Origin of the sequence: Amycolatopsis albispora, from assembly GCF_003312875.1 — a bacterium.
GTDB lineage: Bacteria > Actinomycetota > Actinomycetes > Mycobacteriales > Pseudonocardiaceae > Amycolatopsis > Amycolatopsis albispora.
In genome coordinates this window covers 4,430,146-4,454,684 of the sequence record NZ_CP015163.1, presented here as the reverse complement: position 1 = coordinate 4,454,684, position 24,539 = coordinate 4,430,146, and the positions used below count along the sequence as shown (strand labels likewise).

Annotated in this window: 26 protein-coding genes and 2 tRNA genes; 11 read left to right on the top strand and 17 right to left on the bottom strand. The window is 69.6% G+C overall.

Translation table 11 applies throughout. The annotated features are described in order from the left end of the window. Positions 1 to 305: 305 nt before the first annotated feature. A tRNA-Lys gene (locus tag A4R43_RS20880) sits at positions 306 to 378 on the bottom strand. A 187-nt stretch (positions 379 to 565) separates the two neighbouring features. Here A4R43_RS20880 and A4R43_RS20875 point away from each other — a divergent pair. Then, positions 566 to 1,798, top strand: coding sequence for a L,D-transpeptidase (locus A4R43_RS20875; protein ID WP_113693873.1), 1,233 nt, complete (start codon positions 566 to 568; stop codon positions 1,796 to 1,798). 200 nt (positions 1,799 to 1,998) lie between these two features. Here the strand turns inward: A4R43_RS20875 and A4R43_RS20870 are convergent. After that, a tRNA-His gene (locus A4R43_RS20870) sits at positions 1,999 to 2,074 on the bottom strand. A 60-nt stretch (positions 2,075 to 2,134) separates the two neighbouring features. Continuing rightward, the gene (gene orn, locus A4R43_RS20865; RefSeq protein ID WP_113693872.1) at positions 2,135 to 2,743 is read right to left on the bottom strand and encodes an oligoribonuclease; all 609 of its coding nucleotides are present in this window, start codon (positions 2,741 to 2,743) and stop codon (positions 2,135 to 2,137) included. 93 nt (positions 2,744 to 2,836) lie between these two features. Here orn and A4R43_RS20860 point away from each other — a divergent pair, with 93 nt between their 5' ends. Genes A4R43_RS20860 through A4R43_RS20850 form a run of 3 tightly spaced genes read left to right on the top strand, consistent with a single transcriptional unit; the run spans position 2,837 to position 5,394 of the window. After that, a complete protein-coding gene (locus A4R43_RS20860; protein ID WP_113693871.1) occupies positions 2,837 to 4,351 on the top strand; it encodes a helicase HerA-like domain-containing protein in 1,515 nt (504 codons plus the stop codon). Between the two features lie 43 nt (positions 4,352 to 4,394). Further along, complete coding sequence (locus A4R43_RS20855) at positions 4,395 to 4,772, top strand: DUF3224 domain-containing protein (protein WP_113693870.1); 378 nt, start codon at positions 4,395 to 4,397, stop codon at positions 4,770 to 4,772. 31 nt (positions 4,773 to 4,803) lie between these two features. Then, complete coding sequence (locus A4R43_RS20850) at positions 4,804 to 5,394, top strand: ArsR/SmtB family transcription factor (protein WP_113693869.1); 591 nt, start codon at positions 4,804 to 4,806, stop codon at positions 5,392 to 5,394. Between the two features lie 49 nt (positions 5,395 to 5,443). Here A4R43_RS20850 and A4R43_RS20845 read toward each other — a convergent pair whose 3' ends face one another. The 4 genes from A4R43_RS20845 to A4R43_RS20830 form a co-directional block, all read right to left on the bottom strand. Further along, positions 5,444 to 6,340 (bottom strand): S1C family serine protease, encoded by an 897-nt coding sequence (locus tag A4R43_RS20845; RefSeq protein WP_113693868.1) that lies wholly within the window; start codon positions 6,338 to 6,340, stop codon positions 5,444 to 5,446. Positions 6,341 to 6,427: 87 nt separating this feature from the next. Next, positions 6,428 to 7,756, bottom strand: coding sequence for a M20 family metallopeptidase (locus tag A4R43_RS20840; protein WP_113693867.1), 1,329 nt, complete (start codon positions 7,754 to 7,756; stop codon positions 6,428 to 6,430). A gap of 9 nt (positions 7,757 to 7,765) precedes the next feature. Further along, positions 7,766 to 8,518 (bottom strand): class I SAM-dependent methyltransferase, encoded by a 753-nt coding sequence (locus A4R43_RS20835; RefSeq protein ID WP_113693866.1) that lies wholly within the window; start codon positions 8,516 to 8,518, stop codon positions 7,766 to 7,768. Positions 8,519 to 8,555: 37 nt separating this feature from the next. Beyond that, positions 8,556 to 9,398 (bottom strand): ribosomal RNA small subunit methyltransferase A, encoded by an 843-nt coding sequence (locus A4R43_RS20830; protein ID WP_113693865.1) that lies wholly within the window; start codon positions 9,396 to 9,398, stop codon positions 8,556 to 8,558. Between the two features lie 296 nt (positions 9,399 to 9,694). On the opposite strand from A4R43_RS20830, the gene A4R43_RS20825 reads away from it, so the two are divergent. Genes A4R43_RS20825 through A4R43_RS20815 form a run of 3 tightly spaced genes read left to right on the top strand, consistent with a single transcriptional unit; the run spans position 9,695 to position 12,635 of the window. Then, on the top strand, positions 9,695 to 10,606 hold the full coding sequence (locus A4R43_RS20825) for a DNA-3-methyladenine glycosylase family protein (RefSeq protein WP_113693864.1): 912 nt from the start codon (positions 9,695 to 9,697) through the stop codon (positions 10,604 to 10,606). Positions 10,607 to 10,653: 47 nt separating this feature from the next. Further along, entirely contained in the window at positions 10,654 to 11,367 is a 714-nt protein-coding gene (locus A4R43_RS20820; protein ID WP_113693863.1) for a M50 family metallopeptidase, read from the top strand. 26 nt (positions 11,368 to 11,393) lie between these two features. After that, entirely contained in the window at positions 11,394 to 12,635 is a 1,242-nt protein-coding gene (locus tag A4R43_RS20815) for an aldehyde dehydrogenase family protein (RefSeq protein ID WP_113693862.1), read from the top strand. A gap of 66 nt (positions 12,636 to 12,701) precedes the next feature. On the opposite strand, the gene A4R43_RS20810 is transcribed toward A4R43_RS20815, so the two are convergent. From A4R43_RS20810 to ccrA, 8 genes are all read right to left on the bottom strand, one after another. Continuing rightward, on the bottom strand, positions 12,702 to 12,896 hold the full coding sequence (locus tag A4R43_RS20810; protein WP_113693861.1) for a ribbon-helix-helix domain-containing protein: 195 nt from the start codon (positions 12,894 to 12,896) through the stop codon (positions 12,702 to 12,704). 191 nt (positions 12,897 to 13,087) lie between these two features. Continuing rightward, a complete protein-coding gene (locus A4R43_RS20805; RefSeq protein WP_113693860.1) occupies positions 13,088 to 13,768 on the bottom strand; it encodes an HD domain-containing protein in 681 nt (226 codons plus the stop codon). A 76-nt stretch (positions 13,769 to 13,844) separates the two neighbouring features. After that, positions 13,845 to 14,474, bottom strand: a complete 630-nt coding sequence (locus A4R43_RS20800) for a hypothetical protein (protein WP_162788846.1) — start codon at positions 14,472 to 14,474, stop codon at positions 13,845 to 13,847. A gap of 6 nt (positions 14,475 to 14,480) precedes the next feature. Beyond that, positions 14,481 to 15,419, bottom strand: coding sequence for a hypothetical protein (locus tag A4R43_RS20795; protein ID WP_335645169.1), 939 nt, complete (start codon positions 15,417 to 15,419; stop codon positions 14,481 to 14,483). 216 nt (positions 15,420 to 15,635) lie between these two features. After that, positions 15,636 to 16,742 (bottom strand): adenylate/guanylate cyclase domain-containing protein, encoded by a 1,107-nt coding sequence (locus A4R43_RS20790; RefSeq protein WP_205215388.1) that lies wholly within the window; start codon positions 16,740 to 16,742, stop codon positions 15,636 to 15,638. 1 nt (position 16,743) lies between these two features. Beyond that, positions 16,744 to 17,193 (bottom strand): universal stress protein, encoded by a 450-nt coding sequence (locus tag A4R43_RS20785; protein WP_113693858.1) that lies wholly within the window; start codon positions 17,191 to 17,193, stop codon positions 16,744 to 16,746. Between the two features lie 33 nt (positions 17,194 to 17,226). Then, complete coding sequence (locus A4R43_RS20780) at positions 17,227 to 18,429, bottom strand: coiled-coil domain-containing protein (RefSeq protein WP_113693857.1); 1,203 nt, start codon at positions 18,427 to 18,429, stop codon at positions 17,227 to 17,229. A gap of 22 nt (positions 18,430 to 18,451) precedes the next feature. After that, positions 18,452 to 19,792, bottom strand: coding sequence for a crotonyl-CoA carboxylase/reductase (ccrA, locus tag A4R43_RS20775; protein ID WP_113693856.1), 1,341 nt, complete (start codon positions 19,790 to 19,792; stop codon positions 18,452 to 18,454). A 226-nt stretch (positions 19,793 to 20,018) separates the two neighbouring features. On the opposite strand from ccrA, the gene A4R43_RS20770 reads away from it, so the two are divergent. Continuing rightward, positions 20,019 to 20,381 carry an SPW repeat protein gene (locus A4R43_RS20770; RefSeq protein ID WP_205215514.1) on the top strand — a complete coding sequence of 121 codons (363 nt, stop codon included), beginning with the start codon at positions 20,019 to 20,021 and terminating at the stop codon, positions 20,379 to 20,381. 69 nt (positions 20,382 to 20,450) lie between these two features. Continuing rightward, complete coding sequence (locus A4R43_RS20765; RefSeq protein ID WP_113697767.1) at positions 20,451 to 21,044, top strand: TetR/AcrR family transcriptional regulator; 594 nt, start codon at positions 20,451 to 20,453, stop codon at positions 21,042 to 21,044. Between the two features lie 9 nt (positions 21,045 to 21,053). Here A4R43_RS20765 and mce read toward each other — a convergent pair whose 3' ends face one another. Continuing rightward, positions 21,054 to 21,512, bottom strand: coding sequence for a methylmalonyl-CoA epimerase (gene mce, locus A4R43_RS20760; RefSeq protein WP_113693855.1), 459 nt, complete (start codon positions 21,510 to 21,512; stop codon positions 21,054 to 21,056). 126 nt (positions 21,513 to 21,638) lie between these two features. Between mce and A4R43_RS20755 the strand changes: the two genes are divergently transcribed. Together A4R43_RS20755 and meaB are read left to right on the top strand one after the other, a co-directional pair. Beyond that, the gene (locus A4R43_RS20755) at positions 21,639 to 22,838 is read left to right on the top strand and encodes an acetyl-CoA C-acetyltransferase (RefSeq protein WP_113697766.1); all 1,200 of its coding nucleotides are present in this window, start codon (positions 21,639 to 21,641) and stop codon (positions 22,836 to 22,838) included. A 1-nt stretch (position 22,839) separates the two neighbouring features. Next, the gene (gene meaB / locus A4R43_RS20750; protein WP_113693854.1) at positions 22,840 to 23,805 is read left to right on the top strand and encodes a methylmalonyl Co-A mutase-associated GTPase MeaB; all 966 of its coding nucleotides are present in this window, start codon (positions 22,840 to 22,842) and stop codon (positions 23,803 to 23,805) included. A 37-nt stretch (positions 23,806 to 23,842) separates the two neighbouring features. On the opposite strand, the gene A4R43_RS20745 is transcribed toward meaB, so the two are convergent. Then, positions 23,843 to 24,538 (bottom strand): MBL fold metallo-hydrolase, encoded by a 696-nt coding sequence (locus A4R43_RS20745; protein WP_113693853.1) that lies wholly within the window; start codon positions 24,536 to 24,538, stop codon positions 23,843 to 23,845. Position 24,539 lies beyond the last annotated feature (1 nt).

Sequence of the window (24,539 nt, the reverse complement as noted above, 5' to 3'; positions counted from 1 at the left end):
GAAGTTGCCCGTACTGGACTGGACGTGATCGCTGCGGTACTCACCGCGAAGCGGAAGCTGCCGGAGGTCGACCGATCCGTGTGCGCCCCCGGATCTGGAGCGGATCGTCGAGCACAACGATCTGAGCAAGGAACAGCGGGAAGGCGGTGATCCGCGGCGCGCGGCACTCCTCGATCACCGTGACCGTGGACACCTAAACCGCCGGGAGTCCCTCGGGCGCGAGACGACCACAAAGGACAACCAGAAACTATCCCGGGAAACACAAAACTCCAGGTCAGCGCTGTTGCTGACCTGGAGTCTGGGAGTGCGCCATCAGGGACTCGAACCCCGAACCCGCTGGTTAAGAGCCAGCTGCTCTGCCAATTGAGCTAATGGCGCCGGGCGGGTTTCCTGCTCTCCCGCACCAACGAGAGAAACTTTAGCACGCGGTTCCGGGCCCCTTCACGGGGGTCCCCCGAAGCGAGTTCGACCCAGTTGACCAGTCCCGCACACACTCCGGAACGTGGTCGGGCACACTGTAGCCGGACACTTGGGGCATTCTTCTAATCGAAATGGACGGTCTTCCATGAGCGGTCGGGGCGGAGTGGGGCGTCGCCCGATTACAGGGCGTTCCGGGGTGCGGTTGTCGTTGCTGGCGGTCGCGGCCGGGCTCATCATCTCGGGTTGCACGTCGGGGCCGGAGGCGGAACCCGGCCCTGGCGGTCAGGAAGCCCCGAAAGAGACCTCGACGGCCCCGCCGAGGCCGGTGTCGCTGGCGCTGACACCGGCGCAGGGCGCGGCGGACGTGGCCCCCGGCGAGCCGGTGCGGGTCAACGCCACCGACGGCAAGATCAACGACGTGAAGCTGACCAACGCCGAGGGCAAGCTGGTGGCAGGCCAGCTCGCCCCGGACGGCGCGGGCTGGGTTTCCACCGAGCCGCTCGGTTACGGCAAGAGTTACACGCTGACCGCGACGGGCACCGGCACCAACGGCCAGCCGACCACCTCGACCTCGGCCTTCAACACGGCGAAGCCGGCCAGGCAGACCACCGTGTCGATCAACGCGCAGGACGGCGAGACGGTCGGCGTCGGCATGCCGATCATCTTCACCTTCGGCATGAAGGTGGCGGACAAGGCGGCCGCGGAGAAGGCGCTGGAGATCAAGTCGGAGCCGCAGGTCGAGGGCGCGTTCCACTGGTTCAGCGACACCTCGGTGATCTGGCGGCCGAAGGACTACTGGCCGTCGGGCACGAAGGTCTCGGTGAAGGCGGCGGTGTACGGCAAGCACCTGGGCAACGGCACCTACGGCAAGGAGGACCGGGCGGCGAACTTCACCATCGGCGACAAGCTGGTGGCGGTGGCCGACGGCGCGACCTTCCAGATGAAGGTGTCGATCAACGACCAGGAGGCCAAGGTGATGCCCATCTCGATGGGCAAGAAGTCCTCCAGCACGCCGAACGGCAACTACACGGTGATGAGCGAGCACAACGGCTACACCATGGACTCGAGCACCTACGGCGTGCCGACGGACAGCGCCGCCGGTTACCGCACCTACGTGCAGTACGCGGTCCGCATGTCGAACAGCGGGATCTTCTACCACTCGGCGCCGTGGTCGGTGGGTTCGCAGGGCAAGCGCAACGTGAGCCACGGCTGCATCAACCTGTCGACCGAGAACGCGAAGTGGATGATGGACACCTCGAAGAAGGGCGACATCATCACCGTGCAGAACGGCGGCCCGCAGACCCTGGCCGCCACCGACGGCTGGTCCGTCTGGCAAATGTCCTGGGACGACTGGAAATCCGGCGGCCAGAAGAACTGACCACAAGCCACGCACGGGCCCCCGCACCACCCCGGTGCGGGGGCCCTTTCACAAACCACCACACAACAAGCAAACGTGCCCAGCCACCACGGGGGTCCAGGGGGCTCCGCCCCCTGGCGGGGGCCTGGGGGTCCGACCCCCAGAAAAACGACAAAACCCCAGCGTGGGAAGGGAGGAACTCCCGACCACGCTGGGGCCACTGGGGTGAGTGACGGGACTTGAACCCGCGACTTCCTGGACCACAACCAGGTGCTCTACCAACTGAGCTACACCCACCGTGCGAGGCGGTCTGACGATCACCTCGGCTGGACTATCGTAGCGTGCCCGTTCGAGGGGTTATCCGCGGGGCTGCTTGAGGACTTCGGCGGCGGCCGCGCGGGCTTGTTCGGTGGTGGGCCCGGGTTGCGGCACGAAGGCGACGCGCCGGTAGTAGTCGAGTTCGCCGATGGATTCGCGGATGTCGGCGAGCGCGCGGTGGGCGAGGCCTTTCTCGGGCTTGGCGTAGTAGATCCGCGGGTACCAGCGCCGGACGAGTTCCTTGACCGAGGACACGTCGACCATGCGGTAGTGCAGGTGCGAGTCGAGCGCGGGCATGTCGCGGACGATGAAGCCGCGGTCGGTGGCGATGGAGTTCCCGGCGAGCGGGGCGGTGTTGGGTTCGGGCACGTGCTCGCGCACGTAGTCGAGCACTCGCTGCTCGGCTTCCTCGAGGGTGACCGTGGACCGGCGCACCTCCTCGGTGAGTCCGGACCGGGCGTGCATCTCGCGGACCACGTCGGGCATGTTGGCGAGGGCTTCCTCGTCGCAGTGGATGACGAGGTCGAGGCCTTCGCCGAGGATGTTCAGGTCCGCGTCGGTGACCAGGGCCGCGATTTCGATCAAGGCGTCCTTGCCCAGGTCGAGGCCGGTCATCTCGCAGTCGATCCAGACAAGACGATCGTTCACCCGGGCACCCTAACTCTTCCGGGGCACTTTCGCGGGCGCGACCTGCGGTTCCCGCGGTTACGCTCGGCCGGACGGCGTAACGGGAGGGCGGACATGGACCAGGACGTCTCGGCGATCACCGACGGTTACCGGACCGACGGTGCGGCACTCGAACTGGGGTCGGTGGTGCTCGGCGGGGAGGTGCGCCCGGGTGCCGGGGTGCGGCTGCCGCTGGCCACGCTGAACCGGCACGGCCTGGTCGCGGGCGCGACGGGCACGGGCAAGACCAAGACGCTGCAGTTGATCGCCGAGCAGTTGTCGGCGGCGGGCGTGCCGGTGGTGCTGGCGGACGTGAAGGGCGATCTGTCCGGTTTGGCCGAACCGGGGGAGCCGAACGACAAGCTGGCCAAGCGCGCGGAGGAACTCGGCGACGACTGGCAGGCGTCGGGCTTCCCGGTGCAGTTCCTCTCGCTGGGCACCGAGGGCCGCGGCGTGCCGGTGCGCGCGACGATCACCGGTTTCGGGCCGATCCTGCTGTCGAAGGTGCTGGGCCTCAACGAAACGCAGGAGTCCACGCTCGGCCTGATCTTCCACTGGGCCGACGAGCGCGGCCTGCCGCTGCTGGACCTCAAGGACCTCCGCGCGGTGATCACCCACCTGACCAGCGACGAGGGCAAGGCGGACCTGAAGGGCATCGGCGGGGTGTCCGCGGCGACCGCCGGTGTGATCCTGCGCGCACTGGTCAACCTGGCGGCGCAGGGCGGGGAGGACTTCTTCGGGGAGCCGGAGCTCGAGGTCGCCGACCTGATGCACGAGGGCGTGATCAGCCTGCTGGAGCTGGACAACCTGCAGAGCAAGCCCGCGTTGTTCTCCACCTTCCTGATGTGGTTGCTGGCCGAGCTGTTCGAGGAACTGCCGGAGGCGGGCGACCTGGACAAGCCGAAGCTGGTGTTCTTCTTCGACGAGGCGCACCTGCTGTTCGACAACGCGTCGAAGGCCTTTCTCGACAGCATCGAGCAGACGGTCAAGCTGATCCGGTCGAAGGGCGTCGGCGTGTTCTTCTGCACGCAGTTGCCGACCGACGTGCCGAACGCCGTGCTGTCCCAGCTGGGCGCGCGGGTGCAGCACGCGATCCGCGCGTTCACGCCCGAGGACCAGAAGGCGCTGACGAAGACGGTCCGGACCTATCCGAAGACCGCGCACTACGACCTGGAGGAGGCGCTGACCTCGCTGGGCATCGGGGAGGCGGTGGTGACCGTGCTGTCCGAACGCGGTGCGCCGACGCCGGTCGCGTGGACCAGGCTGCGGGCGCCCAGGTCGAAGATGGGCTCGATCGGCGAGGAGGCGATCCGCGCGTCGGCCAAGGCGTCGCAGCTGCACGGCAAGTACGCCGAGACGATCGACCGCGAGTCGGCCTACGAGAAGCTGGCCGCGAAGGTGGCGGCCACGGCGCCCGAACAACAGCCCGAACAACAGCCCGCGGAGCAGCCCCGGCCGGACGAGCCGGAGGGCCCCGGTTTCATCCAGAAAACCATGGACAACCCGGCGGTCCGCTCGTTCCTGCGCTCGGCCGCGAGCGCGCTGGGGCGGGAGGTCACGCGTGGCCTGTTCGGGAACCGCCGCCGCTGAAAACCTGACACACCCTGTCAGGTTGGGCTGCCAGGCTGAGGTCATGCCGAAGATCACTGCCGCGTTCACCGTGGACAACTGGGAGCCGTCGACCCTCGATGAAGCGGAGGGCGCCGAACTGGGCCAGGTGCGGTTGACCAAGACCTTCACCGGGGCCGTCGAGGGGACCAGCACGGTCACCATGCTCAGCGCGATCAGCGAAACCGGGCAGGCGTACGTCGCCTTCGAGCGGTTCAGCGTGTCCGTCGAGGGGCGCAAGGGCGGTTTTGTGCTCCAGCACGCCGCTCTCGCGGACAGCTACGAGCTGAAGATCCTGCCCGGCTCCGGGATCGGGGAGTTGGCGGGCATCACCGGGTCGGCGATGATCACCAAGCACGAGGACGGCGGCCACACGCTGGAGCTGGACTACCTGCTCGATTGACAAAAAAACTTGTCGGTGGGACCGTGGGCGGATGAACGAGATCGTGGTGATCGACGACGCCGAGGCCGCCGGCGCGTCGCTGGACCCGATGCGGGCCCGCCTGCTCGCCGAACTGGCCGAGCCGGGCTCGGCCACCACCCTGGCCAAGAAGCTGGGCCTGGCCAGGCAGAAGATCAACTACCACCTGCGCGCGCTGGAGCAGCACGGGCTGGTCTCGCTGGTCGAGGAACGCCGCAAGGGCAACGTCACCGAGCGCGTGCTGCGGGCCACCGCGTCCTCGTACGTCATCTCACCGAGCGTGCTGGGCGCGGTGGAGCCCGATCCGCGGCAGTCGCCGGACAGGCTGTCCGCGCGCTGGCTGCTCGCGGTGGCTTCGCGCCTGGTGCGTGACGTCGGTGAGCTGCTCACCGGGGCGCAGCGGGCGGGCAAGAAGCTGGCCACCTTCACCATCGACGGCGACGTGCGGTTCGCGACTGCCGCCGATCGCGCGGCATTCGCCGAAGAACTCGCCGAGGCGGTCACGTCACTGGTCGCCAAGTACCACGACGACTCGGCCCCCGAGGGCCGCACGCACCACCTCGTGGTCGCCGTCCACCCGGAACTCAAGAAGCCGCAGGCATAACCGAGCGGGTGGACCACCCCGACCCTGGTCCACCCGCTCGCCCCCTCGCTCACCCCTGCTCGAGTTGCTCCACGATCTTTACCGCGTCGTTGATCGGGATCGCGAAGCCGATGCCGATGCTGCCGCCCGACGACGGCGAGTAGATCGCGGTGTTGATCCCGATCACCTCACCGTTCGCGTTGACCAGCGGGCCACCCGAGTTGCCGTGGTTGATCGACGCGTCGGTCTGGATGGCGGTGTAGCTCGGCCCCTGCTGTTGCTGCGTGCTGGTCCGCCCGAACGGCGACTGCTGCTGCTCCTGCTGCCCGAGGTCGGACAGGTTCCGGCCGACCGCGCTGACGATGCCCGAGGTCACCGTGTTCTGCAGGCCGCCGGGCGAGCCGATGGCGACCACTTCGGACCCGACCCGCACCTGGCTCGAATCACCGAGCTTGGCCGCGGTCAGGCCACTGGCGTTCTTCGCCTGCAGCACCGCGATGTCGGCCTTGCTGTCCGCGCCGAGCACGCTCGCCTGGTACTTCGTGCCGTCGGACAGCGTGATCGTGACGTCCCCGCTGGCGCCTTCGACCACGTGCGCGTTGGTCAGGATCTTGCCATCGGACGAGAGGATCACCCCGGACCCGATCGCCTCGCCCTCGCGGGTGGTCACGTTGACCTGCACCACGCTCGGCAGCACCTGCTGCGCCACGGACGAGACGTCCGAACCGGAGTTCGCGACGGTCTGCCCGGTGGCCGTGCCGAGCGCGCTGGTGCCGGTGCTCGCCGGGGCGTCGTCGGCCAGGCCGACGAGCGCGGCCCCGCCCGCCCCGCCGACCAGTGCGGCGGCGACGGCGGCCGCGCTCACCAGCACGGCGAGGCGCTTCGGCTTGCGGGCCGGCGCCGGATAGAACGGCGGCTGCTCGTGGTGCTGCGGGGTGAACAACGGGTTCTGCCGGTTCTCGTCCATGCACCCAGGTTCACGCGCCCGCTTGTGAGCAAGCTGTGGATTACCCGCGGACTTTTCTGAGAAGAATCAGCTGAGAAACCCCTGTGGTCAACCGAAGAACGACGGAACGTCCAGTGCACCTCCCGCCGCTTCGAACTCCTGGTGCACCGCCGTGCGCAGGTCCGCGTCGGCCAGGTAGTCCGCCGCGGTCAGCGCGAGCCCGAGCGCCCCGTCGACCACCGCGCGATCCCCGGCGGGCGACCCGGCCGCTTCGGCGAATTCCTTGGTGTGCAAGGCAACCGTCGGCCCGGACACGGCGAGCATCGGGTGGATCGCCGGCATCCGGTAGCTCAGGTTCCCCAGATCCGTCGAGCCGGTGAGGAACTCCGGCACGATCCCCGGCGGCAACGGCTTGCGGCCGCAGCCCTCCTGGTTGACCGCCCACCGCCCGGCGAGCGCGCCGTTGAACCGGATCGGCAGGTACGCGGGCTGCTCGTCCCAGTGCAGTTCCACACCGCAGCCGGTCATCTCGGCCGCGCCGTGCGCGATCTTGGTCATCCGCTCGGCCAGGTCGCGCAGCGTTTCCGGCTGCCCGGAGCGCAGGTAGAACAGCACCGCGGCGCGATCCGGCACCACGTTCGGCCGCGCGCCGCCGTCGGTGAACACGCCGTGCACGCGGTCGGTGCCGGGCAGGTGCTGCCGCAGCGCCGCCACGCCCTGGTACGCGGCGACGGCGGCATCGAGCGCGTTGCGGCCCATGAACGGCTGCGCCGAGGCGTGCGCGGCGACCCCGTGGAAGACCATCTCCAGCTGCCGCCTGCCGAGGAACGGGTGCATCGCGATGTCGTGGCTGAACGGGTGCAGCATGAGCACCGCGTCCACGTCGTCGAAAACGCCGGCCCTGGCCATGGTTTCCTTGCCGCCACCGCCTTCCTCGGCGGGCGTGCCGAACAGCGAGACCCGCCCGCCGAGGCGTTCGACGACGGCCGCGGCACCGAGGAAACCACCGGCCGCGGTGGCGCAGATGATGTTGTGCCCGCAGCCGTGGCCGACGCCGGGCAGCGCGTCGTACTCGGCGAGCAGCGCGACGTGCGGGCCGCCCTCGCCGACCGTCGCGCTCAGCGCCGTCTCCAGCCCGCCGACGCCGACGGTCGCCTGGTGCCCGTGGTTCTGCAGCAACTCGGCGAGCGCGCGCACGGAACGCGTCTCGGCGAAGCCCTCTTCCGGATGGGCGTGCAGGTCCTGGCTCAACGCGACGAGGTCCTGCGCGCGGGCGTCGATCAGGCTGCCGACCTCGGCGCGGATCTCCTCGGGCGCGCCGCGGTGGGGCGAGCCGAGCGGTTCGGCGGCTTCGACCGCGTCCGCGGTCTCGGCGACGATCGCGCGGAGGTAGGCGTCGTCGGGCTGGCTGGGGCTGGCGTGGTGGGGAGCCGTCATTGCCGCATGCTAATGCGTCGCACCGACGATCTGCGTGACCCCGGAATAGCGTTCGCTGATCTCGGTGAAACCGCGTGCCCGCAGCAGGTCGCCGACCTCGCCGCGGTCGAACATGCGCTGGCCGCTGGCGAGTCCGGTCAGCGTGTCCAGCTCGCGGATCGGCGGGCAGTCGCGCCGCGCGCTGGTCAGCAGCGCCAGCCGCCCGCCCGGTTTCAGCACCGAGGCGAAGGAATCCAGCGCGGCTTCCGGATCGCCGAACATGTGCAGCGCGGCGAAGCAGCACACGGCATCCACAGTGGACGGCCGCAGCGGCAGGTGCACGGCGTCCGCGCGGAGGTAGGCGACCGACGCGGCACCGCCCGCCTCGACGGCTCGCGCCAGCATGGTGCGCGAGCCGTCGAGCCCGACGGCCAGCCCGTCCGGGCCGACCGCCTCCCCGAAGGCACGGGTGAAGCGGCCGGTCCCGCACGCCACGTCGAGCACCACCTGCCCGCGCCGCAGCCGCAGCAGGTCGGTGGCCAGGTCGACCTCGCCGGTCATGCTCGGCCCGCGCAGGCCCTTGGCGAGCCTGCCCAGCGCCGGCCGCCAGTACCGCTCGTAGATCGCGGACACCAGGCCCACGCTCATCAGCACCTGCGCCGGCCCGGTCGGCGGCCCGGCCTGCGTGCGGTCGCCGAGCAGGTCCGGATAGCCGGCGGTGGTCCGCACCGGCGGGGTTTCGAGCAGGTCGAGCAGGCGGTCCTGGCTGGTCTCGGTCGGCATCACGCACTCCAGGAGCAGTTGGGATACCGAGAGTATGTCAGCGCCGGTCCTCGCGCAAAGCCCTCGGCAACGGGGGCCAGTGCAGGCTGCGGTCCGCCGCGAGCTGCCTCGCCAGCGCGGCCCAGTCCGGCGGTGGCACCGCGGCGGCCGCGCGTTCCGGATCGATGCCGTTGGCCTTGAGCAGGCGATGGGGCTTGCGCCCGAGGAAGGCGACGGCGGTCCGCGCCGGGGCGTGCGGCGTGCGGTGGGCCGCCTGCAGGAGTGTCCACAGTGCTCGGTCGGTGAGCTTGTCCGGTTTGCCGCGCCGGTGCACGGTCAGGTGCGCCGAGTCCACCTTCGGGGCCGGGCTGAAGTGCCTGGCCGGGATGCGCCGCACCAGCCTGAGTTCGAACCTCGCCGCCCACCAGGCGGTTTCGAGGTCGCGGGGGCTGGTGGCGCTGAGCCGTTTCGCGAATCCCCATTCGACGATCAGCGCCGCCCGGTCCAGTGCCGAGGCGGTCGGGCTGAGCAGGCGGCGCATGAGTGCGGTGGACACCGCGTAGGGAATGCTCGCGACCACGGCGAATTTCTTGCGTGGCAAGGAAAAGGTGCGCGCGTCGGCCGGGATGACCCGGACGTTGCGTGCGTCGGACAGCCGGGTCCGCAGTTTGCGCACGAACTCGGGATCTCGTTCCACGGCAAGGATTTCGGCGCCGGTCCTGGCCAGCGGCGCGGTGATCGCGCCGTGGCCGGCGCCGAAGTCGACCACCAGGTCGGCTTCGGTGATCGCCGCCGAGCGCACCAGCTCGTCGGCGATCCGGGGCGCGGCCAGGAAGTGGACGCCGGACGGATTCGGCTTGGGGTGTTTCCGGGCAGGATGAGATGACCCGTTGGCGGGCATGGTCGCTCCACGTCAGGACGAAGGAAGCGTGCGGAAGGCACGCGTGGACGTCGAGACGCGGCGACCGGAACAGGTCGTGCGGACGGATCAGGCGCGGATGATCAGCGCCTGGTGCTCAGTGAAGAGGGGACGGCCGCCGCGTCAGGCGTGCCGCGGCCGAGGCCGGGCGATCGCTGCGCGGCAGATGTAAGTAGCTCCCATGCGCTCGAAGCTAGCACCACCCGCAACCGGTTTTCGCGCCGGAACTGTCGGGGCTGCCCGCTAGCGTCGCGAGCGGCGAGGAAGAGGAGGTACCGATGTCGCCGATCACGGCGTGGCGGCCGGGTGCAGCCGTGGCGATCACCCCGCGCGGTCCGTTCGACCTGCGGGCTTCAATGCGGTTCCTGGGCGAGTTCGGGCCGGCGGGGCGGCCGGACGCGGCGGGGGAGCCGGGCACGCTGCGGCTGGCCTTCCCGGTCGACGGCTGCTGGCAGCCGGCGGGTGTGGTGGCCCGGCAGCACGACGGTGGGGTGGTCGAGCTGGAGGCCGATGGCGAGTCGGCCGCCGAAGCCTGCCGTCAGGCCGAGCGGATCCTCTCGCTCGACTTCGACGCGGCCGCGGTCGCCGAGGCGGTCCGGGGCGACCGGGTGGCGAGGAGCCTGGTCGCCTCCGCCGCGGGCCTGCGGCCGGTGCTGTTCCACTCGCCGTACGAGGCGGCCTGCTGGGCGATCATCGGGCAGCGGATCCGCATGGTCCAGGCGGCGGGGATCAAGCAGCGGATCGCCGACCGCTACGGCGCGAAGCTGACCGTCGACGGCCACTCGATCAGCTCGTTCCCCGCGCCGAAGGCACTGCGCCTGCTGGAACGGCCGCTGGGCCTGCCCGAAACGAAGATGAAGCAGCTGCGCATCCTCACCGGCGCCGCCGAGCAGGGCGTGCTGGACGCCGGGCGCCTGCGAGCCCTGCCCGCCGAGGTCGCGCTGGCCAGGCTGCGGAAACTGCCCGGCATCGGCCCGTTCTCCGCCGAGCTGATCCTGATTCGCGGGGTCGGTCACCCGGACGTCTTCCCCCGCCACGAGAAGCGGCTGCACGAGGAAATGGCGCGTGCTTACCAGGTCGACGCCCAGGACGTCGACCAGCTGGCCCGCATCGCCGAGCGCTGGCGGCCCTACCGGAGCTGGGTCGGCTTCCTGTTCCGCGCGGCGGCCATCCGCGCCGAGGGGCGGTGAAAGGGGGCGTCACACCGATCCAACTTCATATGTGCTGAGGTGTCCGCGTGGAAGGCACCGACGGATTCTGGGGACTGTTCGACGCACAGCCGGATCCGCCGGGTCTGGTGGCGCTCATCACCGGCGTGGCCGCGCTGCTGCTGGTGGTGTCCGGCACCCCGTGGCGGCTCGCGCGCAACCTGGTGACGATCGTGCACGAGGCGGGCCACGCGTTCGCCGCGGTGCTGGTCGGCCGTCGCCTGCAGGGCATCCGGCTGCACTCGGACACCTCGGGCGTCACCGTCTCGCGTGGCAAGCCGACCGGGCCGGGCATGGTGCTGACCGCGCTCGCGGGCTACCCGGCCCCCGCGTTGCTCGGCCTGGCCTTCGCCGCGCTGGTCAACGCCGACCGCATCTCGGTGCTGCTCGGCGTCGCCGCGGTGCTGCTGCTGGGCGTGCTCGTGATGATCCGCAACGTCTACGGCGCGTTCTCGGTGGTCGCCGCCGCGATCGGGCTCGGCTGCGTTGCGCTGCTCGCGCCACCCGGGGTGCAGGCGGTCTGCGTGTACGCGATCACGTGGTTCCTCCTGCTCGGTGGTGTGCGCCCGGTCTTCGAGCTGCAGTCCAAGCGACGGCGCGGTGCGGCCCGTGATTCCGACGTCGACCAGCTGGCCCGGCTCACCGGCGTGCCGGTGGCGTTGTGGCTGCTCGCGCTCGGTGTGCTCGCGTTCGGCAGCCTGTTCCTCGGCGGGAGCTGGCTGCTCGAACCCGTGCTCAGCTGAGTTCACGCGTGCGGCAAACTGGACGCATGAGCGACGACGTGGCCAAGGCAGTCGAAGAGTGCGCACGGGCGGCGAAGCGTGCCGCGCCATCGCTGGCCGCCGCGCCGGACGAGGCCATCGACGCCTCGCTCGTCGGCATGGCCGAGCGCCTGCTGGCGAACCGCGAAGCCGTGCTCGAGGCGAACACCGCCGACGTGGCCAAGGCGCGTGAGGACGGGATGAGCGCTGGCCTGCTCGACAGGCTGACGATCACCGAGGAGCGGCTCACCGGCATGGCCGAGCAACTGCGCCTGCTCGCCGCCGCCCCGCACCCGGAGCGCAGCCTTCCGCTGTCCACTTTGGAGGGTGGGCTGCGGCTGGTGGAGCGGCGCCGCCCGGTCGGCGTGATCGGCGCCAACTACGAGGCCCGGCCGAACGTCACCGTCGATGTGGCGTCCCAGCTGGTGAAGTCGCGCAACGCCGGGGTGCTGCGCACCGGTTCGGCCGCGCTCGGCTCCGCCCAGCGCCTGCTCGAGATCGTCATCGCGCCCGCGCTGGCCGAGGCCGGAATCGACCAGGACGCGGTGCAGCTCGTCCCGCGTGCCGAGCGGCACGCCGCGGCCGCGCTGGTCGCGCAGCCCGGCCTGATCCCGCTGGTCATCCTGCGGGGCAGCGGGGACAGCACCCGCGCGCTCGCCACCGAAGCCGCCCAGCACGGGGTGCGCACGCTCGCCCACGCCGACGGCGGCGGCGTGCTCTTCGTCGACGAGGCCGCCGACCTGGAGAAGGTGCGTGAGCTCGTCTCGGGCAGCCTGGACCGGCTCGGCGTGTGCAACCGGCTGAACCTGCTGCTGATCGACGAGAGCATTCACGACAAGGCGTGGCCGGTCGTCAGCGAAGCCCTCGCCGGCCGCGGCGTCACCGCTTCGCTGCCGCCGCACGAGCACGCCATCGGGTACGAGTGGGCGCTGGACTCCGATCGCGAGGCCACCGTCACCGTCTCGACCGTGGCGGGCGTCGAGGAAGCCACGCGGATCGCCAACGAGCAGACCTCCGGTCTCGCCGCGGGCATCGCCACCGAGAACGCGGCCACCGCCGAGGCCTTCTTCGACGGCTACACCGGCACCGGGGTCTTCTGGAACGCTCCCACCCGCCTGCTCGACGGCTTCAAGCTGCGCGGGGTCCCGGAAACCGGGATCAACCTGGACAAGGTGCCCGGCCCGCGTGGTCCGGTCACCTACACCGATCTTTACGTCCGCCAGTACGCGGTACTGCCCGCCGACCGCTGATACTGTTTCAAAATTCAATTTCCTGATGCGTTCGATGGCCACTGTGACATCGAACGCATCAGTGTTTCAGCGTGCCTTCTCCAGGTAATTCTCCACCGCCTGACGCACGATGTGCGCCATGCTCACCCCGCGTTTCCTGGCGATTCTTTCGGTGGCTTCGTAGGTGTCGCTGGAGACCCTGGTCCGCAGATCCTTGCCCAGCGTGCTCAGGCCCTGGGGCTGCGGCTCTCTTCGACCGGTCGCGACTTTGTCCGGCACCATGACTCCTATCCAGTGGACGGCCCAACACGGCCACAATAGTGGCGCCCGGTTATCCGTGGCGCGAATTCAGCCGGGCGAGGAGAAGAACCGTCCGAATGGCGGGACCATGGTGTAGTCAGTTCATCACCGGGTATGAATGAATTCACGCATCCGCACCCGTATTGGCCCCTGTGCCGACAGCGGGGCGTTGTTCAGGAAGCCGCCGCGTCGACCGCGTCGAGCAGTTCCTCGACGGCCGGGTCGTCCACCGCTTCCTTGATGCACTGCCACAGCTCGAGGTTCGCCAGTGCCCAGCGCGAGTATTCGGCGGCGGCCTCGGCGTTGTAGAAGTAGTAACCCTCGTCGTGCACGTCCCGCTGCTCGCCGACGATCTTGTTCGCCAGCTCGCGCAGGCTGAGCCCGTTCTCGCGCAGGTACTTGTGCGCAAGAATCACCGGGGTCACCGGCAGTGCCTTGAACAGGGTGTCGGCGTCGCTGAGCGCCTGCGCTTCGAGCGAGATGTCCGGGCCGCGATTGGCCATCTCGGCCTCGTCGATGATCGCGTCGATGCGTTCCGCGGCACGGAGCGGCACCCCGGCGTCGGCGAGCAGCCGCATCCGCAGCCCGCTGCCCTCGGCGGCGGGGGAGTTGCGGCGGACCAGGTAGTTGACGTCGTGCACCAGCGCGGCCGTTTCGACGATGCTCACGTCGGCGCCGTTGCGCTCGGCGAAACCGACGGCCTTCGAACGGACGAAGCTGACGTGGTGCCAGCCGTGGAAGGGCAGCCGCTCGGCGTAGCGCCGGCAGAGCTGCCGCACGGCCTGCTCGACGGCGTCGATCGCCGCGGCGGGCACGGTGCTGAAGGTCGCGTGAACCAGGGTGTGGGCGCGCATTGTCGATCCCCTCCGAACCGGCTCGGGAAGGTAGCCGGGTGGAGTGATGGTAATCGCTTGCGCGCGACCGGTGACTTCAGATTCGTTCCAGAAGCTCCCCCAAACGGGTTTCCACCGGGACGTGACGATGACTCGTTCGGGTCAATGGGTCAAAGGAAACGCTCCATTCGCTCACTGGTCGTGATTTCACCAGAAAGGTCATCGTGTTGTCAGCGGCTTTCGGGATGCGGTGGAACTCGTCGGCCAGCAGCACGCCCGTGGTGCCGGCGGGGTAGTCGTCACCGTGGATCAACTCGGCCGAAGTGATCAGCCCGCTGGCCGCGTCCAGCGTCGCGGCGTAGCGCTCGTGCAGGTAGCTGCCGCGCAGGATGGTGGTCCAGAAGTGGTACCGGTGGTTGTGCACCGAATCGGCGTAACCGTGTCGCCAGTCCCGTTGCGGTTTGTATTCGTGCAGCCAGAACGAAAAGGGCTCCTCCCGTTCGTCGCGCAGGCACCAGGCGAAGTGCGTGGTCGTCTCCCTGGAGCGCCGGATCATCGCGCTCGCCGGCTCCGGTGGCAGGGATTGGATGTGCGCCCGCAGCTCGGCCCGCAGGCCGGGCCGGGCGGCCCAGTGCCGGAAGGGCTCCGCGAGCGCCCGCCAGTCGTCACCGGCGCGATCGGCCACGTCGGCGGCGAGTTCGGCGAGCGGGCATGTGCTGGTCAACACCATCTATCAGCTCCTCAGCCCAGCGGCGGTGGAGAATTCCTGGGAAAAGGACCGGAACCGGCCCTCCAGCTCGCTGAACTGTTCCTCGGACAACGGTCGTCCGGTGGCCTTGCCGAACAGCGCGATGAAATCTGCCCGGGTGGTCTCCGGGGTGATCTGGAAGTGCCTGCCGTTCCGGCCACCGCCGAGCCGGAGGAACTCGGCACGTTCCATGTTGTAGACGAACGAACCCTCGGAGAACCGCAGGGTTCGCGGGTACAGCGCGCTCTCCGGGCCCACGTCGCTGTAGAGCGTGACCCACACGCAGTCGTCGAAGATCTCCAGCCGGTCGAGCGGGGGATCGGTGACCACGGTGAGATCGATCCGGGTGCACCGGCTCCTGGCCAGGAACAACCCGATCAGCCCCATGCCCATCTCGTCCTGCAGCCGCCGCTGGATCGCGTCGTAGTCCGCCTCCGGCCCTTCCTGGCGCAGCAGGTAGCGGGCCCGGCCGCTGATCGTGGTGGCGTCGCTGGGATCGGCCAGCACCGCCCGCATCTCCCACTCGGCGTGGGAGAGCAGCAGCCTCGCGGCGGCGAACCGGCCGGAGAAGCCGCGGAAGAAGTACTGCCTGCTGCCCGCGAGGTCCCGCATCATCAGCTCGTTGAACCTGGGGTCCGGTTCGGGGGTCGCCTCGAACACGTCGGTGGGGAAGAACTCCTTGTTCAGCGACCGGTATTCGGCGGCGAGCTTCTCCAGTGCCCGCTTGCTCTCGTCGATCACCGGCGCCACCAGCGCCCGCTGCGAGGCGGCCGCCGTGATCAGCGTCTGCCCGAAGCCGACCACCGCGGAGATCATCGTGCCGGTGCCGACCGAGTTGACGAAGTTCTTGCCGTTCCCGGGGTCCATGCCGCTGGCCAGGAACAGGCAGCTGATCGAAACCACGACCAGGACGAGCAGGAGCAGGCTGGTCCGCGTCCAGAAGATCTCCTGGAGCGGGCTTCGCGTCCGTTTCCCGTCTCGCCCGGGGTCGGCACGCACGGTTTTCACCTCCTCGGGCAATGGGCTAGCTCAACAGGATGAGAGCTGAGAGTGTCCGTTTGAGTGCGCGGAGTCACTCTACGCGCGCTCAGACGTAGGCGAAATAAGAAATTTGGGCGATACCCAACGCACCGGATCCGGCTACGTGCGGTAGTCGGGAAAACCCTCGTCGACCTCGTTGTCCACCCCTTCGGCGCGGGCTTGTCGCAGGCCAAGCATCTCGGCGGCGAGCTGCTGGCTGCTTTCGAAGCGGTTGCCCGGCCGTTCACGCGCCCGGCGTAACGAGCACGGCTTGAGCCTGCTGTACCCCCGGACAGAAACCGCGCGCCGCGACCGCAGTTCGTAGGCCGGATCGCCGGACAGCTCGGCGGCGAGCTCACGATCGACCACGATGGTGCCCGGCTTGGCCACCGAGGTGAGCCGCGCGGCGAGGTTGACCACCGAGCCGTAGACGTCGCCGAACCGGCTCAGGATGCGCCCGGCGGCCATGCCCGCACGGACCGAGGGGAGCGCGGCGTCGGCCTCGACGCGCTCGTTCAGCGTCAGCGCGATCTCGGCGGCGTCGGCCGCGGTGTCGGCGACGAACAGCACCTCGTCACCGATCATCTTCACGATCTGCCCGTGGTGCTCGGCGATCACCTCGGAGGCGACCGTCTCGAACCCGTCCAGGATGCCGTCCAGCTCGCTTTCGTCGATCCGCCTGGTCAGCCGCGTGAAGCCGACCATGTCCACAAAACCGACGACCTGGCTGCGCGCCTCCAGGTTCTCCTCGGGCGAGGCCAGCGCGCGCCCGGCGTATGCGGCGAGGTGCCGCCGCCACACGTAGCTCTGCACGCGCTCGAGTTCGGGGAGCAGCCGGTCCACCAGCCGCGCGATCTGGCGTTCGTTTCGGCCCAGTTCCGGGTTCTCGGTGATCAGGTCCCACAGCATGTGGACCTGCCATTCGGCCAGCCGCGACAGGTGCTGGCCCAGCGCCCTGGTCACGGCGGTCTCCACACGCGCGTCGACCAGCCCGGCCTTGATCAGGCTGTCCGCCGTGCGCATGGCTTCGACGTCGGCGTCGGTGAAGACCACCTCGTGGTCCTCGACGGTGGCGAAGCCGAGCGCCCGCCAGAGCCGGCGTGCCCGGTCCTCCGGCACGCCCGCCCGTTCGACCACCTGCAGGCGGGTGTACTTGCGCCGGCCGCCGAGCAGCACCTTCTCCAGGCGCTGCTGCAGCTCGCCGGGATTACCCGCGTCCGTCGGCACCTCAGGTGGTGTGCACGATGAGCACGTCCACGCCGGACTTGCGCGCCACTTCCGACGGTACGGAGCCCAGGATGCGCCCGGCCAGCGTGTTCAGCCCGCGGTTGCCGACCACCAGCAGGTCGGCGGACCGCTCGGAGACGATCTTGCGCAGCGACTCGACCGGCTCGCCGACCACCGCGACGGTCTCGATCTTTTCCGCGCCGGCCTTCGCCGCGCGGTCGCGCGCGGAGATCAGCGTGTCCTCGGCGGGGGCGGAGCCGACCACCTGGTACGCCTCGTCACGCAGTACGTCCTGGGCCTTCTCGACGTCCTGCTTGCTCGCCGGGTAGTAGGCGCAGGCGATCACCAAGGTGGCACCGGCGTCCCCGGCGACGGCTGCCGCCCGGTCCACCGCGGCGAACGAAGAGTCGGAACCGTCCGTGCCGACGACCACGGTCTGGTAGGCGCTCATTCGTCTTCCTCCTGCGATCGGTGGGTGCTGAGACTAGGGCTTCTGACGGGCCTGCGCAGGACGCTGACCCGGCGCCGGCTTGCGTGGGGCAGGCTGGGGCGTTGGCTTGGGCAGTTTCACGGTCGCTTCGGCCGAGTTCCCGGCGTTTCCAGAGTTGCCAGCGTTGCCGGAGTTCCCGGACTTCGGCCGCTCCGGTTCGGTTTTTCGCTCCGGCTTCGCCGGGGCCACCGCGGTGGCCCCGCCGGTTTCCTGGTGCAGCACGGCTTCGGCCTCGGAGAGCACCTTGCGCGCGGCCTGCACCTGGGCGGCGATGCTCTCGCGGAGCTTGCGCAGTGCCTCCACGCGCTCGAGGCTGTGGTTGATCCGGCGGTTGGCTTCTTCGGTGGCCTCGCGCACCCGCCGGCGAGCCTCGTCCGCCGCCTCGGTGAGCCGCGCGTTCGCCTCGGTGGTGGAGTCCTGCTTGCGCTTGTTGGCTTCCTGGATGGATTCCCGCTGGCGGCGTTCGATGTCCGCCTTCGCCGCGGCTTCCTCCTCGGCCACCTTCGCGCGGATCTTCGCGGCCTCTTCGGTCGCCTCGCGCAGTCGCCGCTCGGCCTCGGCCTTGCTGGTCGCCTCCTGCTCGGCGAGCACGCGCATGGCCTCGGTCCGGCGAGCCGCCATGGCGATCTCGAAGTCTTCCTCGACCTGGGTGCGACGCTGCTCGGCCTCGCTGTCCAGGCGGTCGCGTTCCTCTTTCGCGGCCTGGGTGATCTTCTCCGCTTCGGCGCGCGCCTGCTCCAGGACGCCGCGGTGCTCGCGCTCCATTTCCTCGCGGCGCTCGTCGAGCTGCTTCAGGCGCACCTCGTGCTCGGCACGCAGCGCCGCCGCGTCCGACTCACCCTTGGCCCTGATGTGCGCGGCCTCGGCCTCGGCGCGGGCCTGCGTGTCCGACGCTTCGTCCTGCGCCAGGCGCAGCATGCGCTGCAGCCGCTCGGAAAGGCCTTCGAGGGTGGTGGGCGGCAGCGACAGCCGTTCGACCTGACCGCGTAGTTCGGCGATCTCGCTTCGCGCGATCTCCAGCTGGCGGGCCAGGTCACCGGCCTGCGAAATCGCCGCGTCGCGGTCCGAGGTGAGCATCTTGAGCTCGCCGTCGAGCCGTTCGAGGTGGTCATCGACCTGGGCGCGGTGGTAGCCCCGCTTCTCCAGGTCGAAACCGGCTCCCAGTGGGACGAGTTCCCTGTCGTCGCCAAGACTCATTGGTCCACCCTAGCCCGCGGCGTCACACACCTCTGAAGGTGTTTATCGCAGCTATGTGCTTCGCCCGCAGTTCGTGATCACGAACGCCCAGTCCCTCCTCCGGGGCCAGGCACAGCACGCCCACCTTGCCCTGGTGGGCGTTGCGATGCACGTCGAGCGCGGCCTGCCCGGTTTCGGCGAGCGGGTAGGCCTTGGACAGGGTCGGGTGGATCAGGCCCTTCGCGATCAACCGGTTCGCCTCCCACGACTCGCGGTAGTTCGCGAAATGCGAGCCGATGATCCGCTTGAGGTTCATCCACAGGTAGCGGTTGTCGTACTGGTGCAGGTAACCGGAGGTGGAAGCGCAGGTGACGATCGTGCCGCCCTTGCGCGCCGCGTAGACCGACGCACCGAAGGTCTCGCGCCCCGGGTGCTCGAACACGATGTCCGGGTCCTCGCCGCCGGTCAGCTCACGGATCTTCGCGCCGAACCGCTGCCACTCCTTGGGGTCCTGCTCCTGCTCGTTCTTCCAGAACTGGTAGCCCTCGGCGTTGCGGTCGATGACCAGCTCCGCGCCCATCTTCCGGCAGATCTCCGCCTTTTCCGGGCTGGAGACCACGCAGACCGGAATGGCACCGCCGTTGAGCGCGAACTGCGTGGCGTACGAGCCGAGCCCGCCGGACGCGCCCCAGATCAGCACCACGTCGCCCTGCTTCATGTCGGCGCCGTTGCGCGAGACCAGCTGGCGGTAGGCGGTCGAGTTGACCAGCCCGGGCGAGGCGGCTTCCTCCCAGGTCAGGTGGGCCGGCTTCGGCATCAGCTGGTTCGCCTTGACCAGTGCGATCTCGGCGAGGCCGCCGAAGTTCGTCTCGAAGCCCCAGATGCGCTGTTCCGAGTCGAGCATCGTGTCGTTGTGCCCGTCCGGGCTCTCCAGTTCGACGTTCAGGCAGTGCGCGACCACCTCGTCACCGGGCTTCCAGGTGTGCACCCCCGCCCCGGTGCGCAGCACGACGCCGGACAGGTCCGAGCCGACCACGTGGTACGGCAGGTCGTGGCGCTTGGCCAGCGGCGAGAGCTTGCCGTAGCGCTGCAGGAACTTGAACGTCGGCAGCGGCTCGAAGATCGAGGTCCAGACGGTGTTGTAGTTGATCGCGCTCGCCATCACCGCGACCAGCGCCTCGCCGGGCCCGAGTTCGGGCGTGGGCACCTCGTCGAGGTGCAGTGACTTGCGCGGGTCCTTGTCGCGGCTGGCCAGTCCCTCGAACATGCCGACCTCGTCGGCGTGCACGGTCATCCCCCGGTAGCTCTCCGGCACCCCGATCGACGCCACCTCACCGGGCTCCCCGGCCAGGATGGCCTGGGTGATCTGCTGGATCTCGCTCATCGAACCTCCGTGGGTCGGCGCGGTTCGCTAGAAACTACTGGCGAGTAACGCGCGGCTCAACCCGGAAGAGACGACGACCACGCGGAAGTCCCCCGACGGGCGTAGCTCCTACACGCGTTCGTGACCCGCAGAAGTTTGACCGGCTGGCCAACCAAGGTTCACCATGGGGGGTGAACCGCGAAACACACGGTTCTCCTGCCAAACGGAGGTGATCTCGGTGCGCGAAATGTCGACGAGCCCGTGGACCCGTCCGCACGACTGGGCGGAGGTCGTGCTCGGGGTGGTGGCGGTGCTGACGCCGCTGTGGATGGAGACCGACACCGCAGCCATGTGGACGCTCATCGTGCTGGGCGCCCTGGTTGCCGTCGACGGCCTGGTCTCGCTGGCCATGCCGGGCCTGGTCTACGGCGAGGGCATCCAGATCGTGCTGGGTGCGCTGCTGTTCATTTCGCCTTGGGTCATCGGGTACTCGGGCATGATGGGAGCCGCCTGGTCCTCGTGGATCATCGGCGGACTGACGATGATCGCCGGCGCGACCGCGCTGCCGGTGGCCAACGCCGTCCACGACCGGACGGCAGGCCAGCACTGAGCTATTCGCGTGGGCCGGGCCTGGCCGGGTTACGGTGAGGCCCGGCGCACGCGGAAGGGGTGGGGTTCGGTGGCACGGGGAAGTACCGGCGAGGACCCTTCGGCGAAGGAACGGATCCTCACCGCTGCCGAGGAACTGTTCGCGGAGTTCGGCTTCGACGCCACCCCGACGTCCCGGATCGCCGAACGGGCGGGTGTGCCGAAAGGCCTGGTGCACTACTACTTCAAGCGCAAGGCGGACCTGCTGAGCGCACTGGTCGAACGCCTGCCCGACGAGCAGGTGGAGCCGTCCAGGGTGGTGGTGCCCGGTGATCTCGCGGAGAGCCTGCGCCGTCTGGTGTCGGAACTGGACCAGCGCCTCGGCGCTTCGCAGGTGCTCTCCCACCTGCTGTGGCGCGAGGCGGACACACACCACGCGGTGCGCGACGCGCTGCAGGATCGATTCAAGTTGCTGGTCCGCCAGGTCGAGGCGGTCATCCTGGCCGCAGGCGTCGGCGGCCTCGCGATGACCGACGTGGAGAGCGCGGCCGGCCTGCTGGCTCTGGCCGTGAGCTATCGCCACTCGGTCGCCCGGCATGCCGAAGGCGATCCGCCGGATCTGATGGAACGGGAGCTCAACTTCATCGCCAGGGCGCTGACCTTCCGAGCCGCCCCGGCGACGTGAACCGAGCCGTCAGTCCTCGGTGTCCCCACCGGTCTTGGCCGGCTCGACGAGTTCGATGAGCACTCCGCCCGCGTCCTTCGGGTGCACGAAGTTCACCCGCGAACCGGCGGTGCCGGGCCGCGGCGTGTCGTAGATGACCCGGAGCCCCTTCGCGCGCAGCGCGGCCATCGCCTCTTCCACATTGGACACCCGGCAGGCGAGCTGCTGGAGCCCCGGCCCGCGGTTGTCGATGAACTTGGCGATGGTCGAGTCGGGGTACAGCGGCGCGAGCAGCTGGATGGCGGGCCCGTCGTGGTCGCCGGGGGCGTGCAGCATCGCCTCACGGACACCCTGGTCGTGATTGGTCTCGGTGTGGGTCGCCTCGAGGCCGAAGGTTTCCGCGTAGAAGGCGATCGCCGCATCGAGGTCGGCGACCGCGATGCCGACGTGATCGATCGTCGTGACGAACGGCTTCAGCGCTTCATTCATGAGAAGCGACAATAGGTCCTGTTCGCGGAAAAGGCGTCGTGCGTCAGCTCACACTGACTCATTCAAGAAGCCACACCGCCCGGTATGGTCGAACGGACCGCCGTCGTTCGCCGTGGGAGGCTGCTCATGTCCGGAACACAGTCCAGCTCGGTCATCCTGGGCGCGGCCAGGACCCCGATCGGCAGGCTGCTGGGTTCGCTGAAGGACTACTCCGGTGCCCAGCTCGGCGGAATCGCCATCAAGGCGGCGCTCGAACGGGCCGGCGTTTCACCCGATGCGGTGCAGTACACGATCATGGGCCAGGTGCTCACCGCCGGCGCGGGCCAGATCCCGGCGCGGCAGGCCGCGGTGGCCGCCGGCATCCCGATGGACGTGCCCGCGCTGACGATCAACAAGGTGTGCCTGTCCGGCCTCGACGCCATCGCGCTGGCCGACCAGCTGATCCGCGCCGGCGAGTTCGACCTGGTGGTGGCCGGTGGGCAGGAGTCGATGACCCAGGCGCCCCACCTGCTGCCGAAGTCGCGCTCCGGTTTCAAGTACGGCGACACCACCCTCGTCGACCACATGGCCCACGACGGTCTTTTCTGCGCGTTCGACCAGGTCGCCATGGGCTCGTCGACGGAGAAGTACAACGAGCGCTACGGCCTGACCCGCGAGGAGCAGGACGAGTACTCCGCACGTTCGCACCAGCGCGCCGCCGCCGCGATCGAAGCCGGCCGCTTCGCCGAGGAGATCGCGCCGGTCGAGATCCCGCAGCGCAAGAAGGACCCCATCGTCTTCGACACCGACGAAGGGGTGCGTGCCGACACCACCGTCGAAGGCCTCGCCAAGCTGCGCCCCGCGTTCGCCGCGGACGGCACCATCACCGCCGGCTCCGCCTCCCAGATCTCCGACGGCGCCGCCGCGGTCGTGGTGGCCAGCCGCGCGAAGGCCGAGGAACTCGGCATCACGCCGCTCGCCGAGATCGGCGCGCACGGTGTGGTCGCCGGCCCCGACGCGAGCCTGCATGAGCAGCCGTCCAACGCGATCAAGGCCGCACTGGCCAAGGCCAAGCTCGACGCCAGCGCACTGGACCTCGTCGAGATCAACGAGGCGTTCGCCGCCGTGGGCCTGGTTTCCGCCAAGCAGCTGGGCCTCGACCACGACAAGGTCAACGTCGACGGCGGCGCCATCGCGCTCGGCCACCCCATCGGCGCCTCCGGTGCCCGGCTGGTCGTGCACCTGGTGCACGAGCTGCGCCGCCGCGGCGGCGGGCTCGGTGCCGCCGCCCTGTGCGGTGGCGGCGGCCAGGGTGACGCGCTGCTGCTCTCGGTGCCCAAGGCCTGAGTTGCCCGTTCAGGTCGACGTCGGCGAACTGGTCGCCCAGGCTGCGGATGGGGTCCCCCGCGCCATCGCGAGGCTGATCTCGCTGGTTGAGGACGCCCATCCGCAGCTGCGCGAGGTAGCGGCCGCGTTGACCCCGCACACCGGCCGGGCCCGGCTCATCGGGCTCACCGGCCCGCCCGGGGTCGGCAAGTCGACTTCCACCTCCATGCTGATCACCGCCCTGCGCGCGGCGGGCAAGCGCGTCGGCGTGCTGGCGATCGATCCCTCCTCTCCGTTTTCCGGTGGTGCGTTGCTCGGTGATCGGGTGCGGATGAGCGAACACGCCACCGACACCGGCGTGTTCATCCGGTCCATGGCCACCCGAGGCCATCTCGGCGGCCTCGCCTGGGCCACCCCGCAGGCGGTCCGCGTGCTCGACGCCGCGGGCTTCGACATCGTGCTGATCGAGACAGTCGGGGTTGGACAGTCCGAAGTGGACGTCGTCCGGCTGGCCGACACCACCGTGGTGCTGCTCGCCCCCGGCATGGGCGACGGCATCCAAGCGGCGAAGGCGGGCGTGCTCGAAATCGCGGACGTCTTCGTGGTGAACAAGGCGGACCGCGAAGGCGCCGACGCGACCGTGCGCGAGCTCAAGCAGATGATCGCGATGGGCCGCCGTGAAATGCGCGGCCCCAGCTGGCGCCAGCCCATCGTGCGCACCGTCGCCTCCCGTGACGAAGGCGCCGAAGACGTGCTCAAGGTACTCGACGAGCATCACGACTGGCTCACCGCCGAGGGCGAACTCACCCGTCGACGGGCAACCCGTGCCGCAGGCGAAATCGAAGCGATCGCCCTGCAACGGCTCCGCGCCGAGCTGGTCGACCTACGCGGCGGTGACCGGCTCGCCGAGCTGGCCGACGCTGTCGCCGGTCGCGAGCTGGATCCCTACGCGGCTGCCGAGCGCCTGATCGACGATCTCCGCGCCTGACACCTCCTTCCTGTCGGTGAACTTGCTTCCGTTCGGTTCAGCCGAGGGCTTCGGCTGACCTGCGCAGAATCCGGCCGGCGTCCGCGGCCAACGGACCACCGTGGCCGAAACATGCCACTTCCACATCCAGTGCGGCCAGTTCCCGGAACGAGCGGTGGACTCGTTCCACATCCAGGTTGAACACGCCGGGAATGACCTGGCCTTCGTGCTCGGCGATCGTGTCTCCGGTGAAGAGCACGCCCTGGCGCGGCAGGTGCAGGGCGATGCTCCCGTCCGTGTGCCCGGGTATGGACAGCACCCGGGCACCACCGCCGAATTCGATCACGTCGTCGTGTTCCAACTCGTGGTCCACCGGCGTCGGTGGGCCGACCAGCTTGCCGCTGGCCACTTGCTCGTACAACGGTCGTTCCCAGTCGGCGAGCCGCGGCTCCGGTGGTGGCACCTCGCCGCGGATCACCGGCGCGTCCAGCCGGTGGGCGAACACCGGCGCGTCTGCCCACGCCCGGAGTTCGGCGGCTCCTCCGGCGTGGTCCTCGTGAAAGTGCGTCAGCACGATGCGAACCAGGTTTTCCCGGTCGAGCCCGAGTCCCAGGATCGCTTCGGCGATCTTCGTTCCGTCGCCGGCCCAGCCGGCGTCCACCAGTGTCAGCTCGTCGGCATCCCGCCACAGGTAGGCCTGGCCGACCGCGAACCGGAGCAGGTACAGGTTCGGGACGACCTCGATCATCTCCATG

Coding starts and splice junctions, on each gene's coding strand:
- A4R43_RS20815 (WP_113693862.1), top strand. CDS start 11,394: ATGAGCGACGACGTGGCCAAGGCAGTCGAAGAGTGCGCACGGGCGGCG.
- A4R43_RS20830 (WP_113693865.1), bottom strand. CDS start 9,398: ATGCCCGCCAACGGGTCATCTCATCCTGCCCGGAAACACCCCAAGCCG.
- A4R43_RS20855 (WP_113693870.1), top strand. CDS start 4,395: ATGCCGAAGATCACTGCCGCGTTCACCGTGGACAACTGGGAGCCGTCG.
- mce (WP_113693855.1), bottom strand. CDS start 21,512: ATGAATGAAGCGCTGAAGCCGTTCGTCACGACGATCGATCACGTCGGC.
- A4R43_RS20805 (WP_113693860.1), bottom strand. CDS start 13,768: ATGCGCGCCCACACCCTGGTTCACGCGACCTTCAGCACCGTGCCCGCC.
- A4R43_RS20835 (WP_113693866.1), bottom strand. CDS start 8,518: ATGCCGACCGAGACCAGCCAGGACCGCCTGCTCGACCTGCTCGAAACC.
- A4R43_RS20850 (WP_113693869.1), top strand. CDS start 4,804: ATGAACGAGATCGTGGTGATCGACGACGCCGAGGCCGCCGGCGCGTCG.
- A4R43_RS20845 (WP_113693868.1), bottom strand. CDS start 6,340: ATGGACGAGAACCGGCAGAACCCGTTGTTCACCCCGCAGCACCACGAG.
- ccrA (WP_113693856.1), bottom strand. CDS start 19,792: ATGAGCGAGATCCAGCAGATCACCCAGGCCATCCTGGCCGGGGAGCCC.
- A4R43_RS20755 (WP_113697766.1), top strand. CDS start 21,639: ATGTCCGGAACACAGTCCAGCTCGGTCATCCTGGGCGCGGCCAGGACC.
- A4R43_RS20840 (WP_113693867.1), bottom strand. CDS start 7,756: ATGACGGCTCCCCACCACGCCAGCCCCAGCCAGCCCGACGACGCCTAC.
- A4R43_RS20825 (WP_113693864.1), top strand. CDS start 9,695: ATGTCGCCGATCACGGCGTGGCGGCCGGGTGCAGCCGTGGCGATCACC.
- A4R43_RS20785 (WP_113693858.1), bottom strand. CDS start 17,193: ATGAGCGCCTACCAGACCGTGGTCGTCGGCACGGACGGTTCCGACTCT.
- A4R43_RS20770 (WP_205215514.1), top strand. CDS start 20,019: ATGTCGACGAGCCCGTGGACCCGTCCGCACGACTGGGCGGAGGTCGTG.
- A4R43_RS20875 (WP_113693873.1), top strand. CDS start 566: ATGAGCGGTCGGGGCGGAGTGGGGCGTCGCCCGATTACAGGGCGTTCC.
- A4R43_RS20780 (WP_113693857.1), bottom strand. CDS start 18,429: ATGAGTCTTGGCGACGACAGGGAACTCGTCCCACTGGGAGCCGGTTTC.
- A4R43_RS20745 (WP_113693853.1), bottom strand. CDS start 24,538: ATGGAGATGATCGAGGTCGTCCCGAACCTGTACCTGCTCCGGTTCGCG.
- A4R43_RS20810 (WP_113693861.1), bottom strand. CDS start 12,896: ATGGTGCCGGACAAAGTCGCGACCGGTCGAAGAGAGCCGCAGCCCCAG.
- A4R43_RS20860 (WP_113693871.1), top strand. CDS start 2,837: ATGGACCAGGACGTCTCGGCGATCACCGACGGTTACCGGACCGACGGT.